Source organism: bacterium (assembly GCA_008933615.1).
Lineage (GTDB): Bacteria > CLD3 > CLD3 > SB21 > SB21 > SB21.
The window spans coordinates 1-1,992 of sequence record WBUR01000095.1 but is presented as its reverse complement, the minus strand read 5'-3'; the positions used below and the strand labels follow the sequence as shown (position 1 = coordinate 1,992).

3 protein-coding genes are annotated in these 1,992 nt (G+C 46.5%); all 3 read right to left on the bottom strand.

Annotation, left to right across the window (positions count from 1 at the left end):
• Positions 1 to 430: hypothetical protein (locus F9K33_16560; protein ID KAB2877320.1), on the bottom strand; the 430-nt coding region annotated here is incomplete at its 3' end.
• A gap of 202 nt (positions 431 to 632) precedes the next feature.
• The gene (locus tag F9K33_16555) at positions 633 to 986 is read right to left on the bottom strand and encodes a hypothetical protein (GenBank protein KAB2877319.1); all 354 of its coding nucleotides are present in this window, start codon (positions 984 to 986) and stop codon (positions 633 to 635) included.
• A 38-nt stretch (positions 987 to 1,024) separates the two neighbouring features.
• Positions 1,025 to 1,828, bottom strand: coding sequence for a hypothetical protein (locus tag F9K33_16550; GenBank protein ID KAB2877318.1), 804 nt, complete (start codon positions 1,826 to 1,828; stop codon positions 1,025 to 1,027).
• Positions 1,829 to 1,992 lie beyond the last annotated feature (164 nt).

The following is a 1,992-nucleotide window of genomic DNA, read 5'->3' as shown; positions in this document are numbered from 1 at the left end:
TAGCGCCAACGGGTGTAAACATTCCAAGCAGACGAGTAACGGCCTGCACGATAATCGTATTGCGCACCCAGCCTATAATGCCGCTGATCACCGTATAGCGCATCGAGGCAAGTTTGTCTTTTGCCTCCTCCCACAGACCCTGCGGGCCTTCCGTAGATACCTTCTGCACGATCTCGACGGTTTTTTCAGCCACGCCCATGGCCTCTTCTCCACCATCACCGACCTTACCAACAATCAGGCTGCGGATGTTCTGATAGGTGAGTCCGAGGATCTGCACGGCCAGATGGAAGATGCCCTTCGCGTCGATCGTTTCGGGTAACGTGATGCCGGCCCTGGCAAGGTTTCCGAAAAGCCAGGATTTCAGCGTATTCTTGAGATGGCCGACGAAGTTTCCGACAAAGTTCTTAAAGCCTTGACCGACGGTTGCCATGAGGTTTCTTGCAAATCCGATCGGATCAGCAAGGATGAGTCCAAGCGTGGCCTTGCCTTTATTGATAATGCCGTAGACGCGCTCTGCAGCACCTCCTATGAGATGCAGCGCACCCTTAAGGGCGAGTTCCTTGAGTTTAGCAGCACTCTTATAGACGAAGCCTTTAATACGACTGAGAGGGCTTAGTCAGTCCAGCCTGTTTTTATTCGCACTCAGAAATCAGCTCGTCTATGGACGGCTTCCACCATCCATGAAATTCTGCCCGTTCAAAAATCGTAAGGATGGCTTCGCTGATGTTGATAGTATTGAAGTCGGTATTGGCATAGATCTCCCGATCAACCAATCCCTGTAGTTCATACAGGTAGACTCCATCTATTTCCCTCGGGTTAAACATAACGATCTTGGTACCTAGGAGATCGCCAACAAACGCCGGTTCATCAGCGAACGAATCCGAGTGCATGGTGCATCCCAGTATTTCCTCTACACGGTCTAATACTGTAACAAGCGATTCTGCTGATTTAAGTCGTATAGTAAATTCAAGAATTGTAGGTTCCATTTTTTCTCCGTAATGACAGTGGTTAGATAGCTGTAAATCTATGTTTCTTGGTCCTTCGGCACGATCACAACTCCTACCTTTTGTAACTTATGAACTTCCGGGAATTTTGCTGCTAAATCCAGAGCAACGCTTCTGGAAAGTGCGTCAAGCTCGGGAAATCTTTTATCAGGGAATATTTTCCCCGCAATTGGCGGCATTCCTTTTTCTTGGGCCTCCCGATATGCTACCGGATCAACGACGTACATGTCTACATCAAAGTGCTTGTCGTCGAAAAGCACATATGCCTTATGCTCACCGCGTTTCCCTTCATAGAGGCTACCGCGAAACAGAATTGGCTTTCCACGAAAATTGTAATAAGAAAGTATCTGTTGAACATCTTCCTTTGTTTTTATCCACGCCTTTTTTCGCAGGCTATACATTCTATCATTTACTTCCCTATCAATTTCCATAGCGCTGAAATCCTTAATGTTGTTCGCGTCACCCCATTTTTTAATTGCGTTTGCAAGTTTGTTAGCCTGATTCTTGAGGTTTTTTACGGTTTCTTTGGCCGAATCTTCATCAATGATCCGTTTCTTTTCAGGATAGTACTGTTTGCGAAGGCTGTGAAATTGATCTACAAGATCACCAGGTAGTCTATCCAACTTATCGCTAAATAATCGATCAAAATCCTGTTTTAGTTTTGGGTCCTTTATGGTCTGACCGTAATGGCGCATCAGGATTAAGGTATCATGAGCCTCTCTGAATTTTGTTTCCAATGGCAGGGGTTTTTCTGAGGCCATTAAGACTTCTGTTTGACCATTACTATTTGCCTGTACGGTAATGATGTGGGGTTCGCCAGACATGGTGAACGGTATTTCGATTTCTGGTTGCTCGGATGATCCGTAAGCGGAGCAATAACCGCCTCTACTCAGCCAACAGGAAATCCCTGTCTTTCAATTTCAACGGCAAAAGCGCCGCCCAGTCGGATTCAGTTACGGCGACGGGAGCGTTCTTGAGCAAGTAATGC

Coding starts and splice junctions, on each gene's coding strand:
- F9K33_16555 (KAB2877319.1), bottom strand. CDS start 986: ATGGAACCTACAATTCTTGAATTTACTATACGACTTAAATCAGCAGAA.
- F9K33_16550 (KAB2877318.1), bottom strand. CDS start 1,828: ATGTCTGGCGAACCCCACATCATTACCGTACAGGCAAATAGTAATGGT.